At 69.9% G+C, this 1,000-nt stretch carries 1 protein-coding gene; it reads left to right on the forward strand.

The window, feature by feature from the left end; genetic code table 11:
- Nucleotides 1-48: 48 nt before the first annotated feature.
- A partial coding sequence (locus KUM44_RS24230) for an IS481 family transposase (protein WP_217210996.1) occupies nt 49-1,000 on the forward strand: 952 nt, incomplete at its 3' end.

Genomic DNA, 1,000 nt, shown 5'->3' on the forward strand with positions numbered 1-1,000 from the left:
CCCCCGTGTGTGGTGGAGGTATCGAATCTTCACCGCACGGAGGCCTTCGTGTTCCACCGTAATGCCCGACTGACCCTTCACGGCAGGCGGCTGCTGGTCGAACGTGTCCGCACCGGACGCCCTGTCGCCCACGTTGCCGACGAGATGGGCATCTCCCGCGTCACCGCGCACAAGTGGATGCGCCGCTGGCGGGCTGAAGGCGAGCAAGGGCTGCACGATCGGTCCAGCCGCCCGCGCACGACACCGCACCGCACGGCAGGGCCGATCGAGGCCCGCGTGTGCCGTCTTCGGCAGGACCGCAAGCTCGGCCCGGCCCGCATCGGTCCGATCCTGGGCCTGCCCGCCTCGACCGTGCACCGCATCCTGGTCCGCCACGGCCTGAGCCGGCTGGCCTTCCTGGACCGGCCCACCGGCCAGATCATCCGCCGCTACGAACGCGCCCGCCCCGGCGAGCTGGTCCACGTCGACGTCAAGAAACTCGGCCGCATCCCCGACGGCGGCGGCCACAAAGTCCTCGGCCGCCAAGCCGGCCGCGCCCGGCGCACCAGCATGGGCTTCGACTACGTCCACTCCGCCGTCGACGACCACTCCCGCCTCGCCTACAGCGAGATCCACGGCGACGAGAAGGCCGCCACCTGCGCAGACTTCCTCCGCCGGGCCGCGGCCTTCTTCACCACCTGCGGCATCGACCGCATCGAACGGGTCCTGACCGACAACGCCTGGCCCTACCGCAAAAGCTTCGCCTGGCGGCAAGCCCTGGCCGACCTCGGCGCGACCGGCAAGCTCACCCGCGCCTACCGGCCGCAGACCAACGGCAAGGTCGAACGCTTCAACCGCACCCTGCTCGACGAATGGGCCTACCTACGCCCCTACACCAGCAACACCGAACGCACCGCAGCCCTGACAGACTTCCTGCACACCTACAACCACCACCGCTGCCACACCGCACTCGGCGGCCACCCACCCATCACCCGCGTGAACAACCCTGCGGGTCAATACA

Origin of the sequence: Streptomyces sp. AC550_RSS872 (genome assembly GCF_019049285.1) — a bacterium.
In the GTDB taxonomy this organism is placed as follows: domain Bacteria; phylum Actinomycetota; class Actinomycetes; order Streptomycetales; family Streptomycetaceae; genus Streptomyces.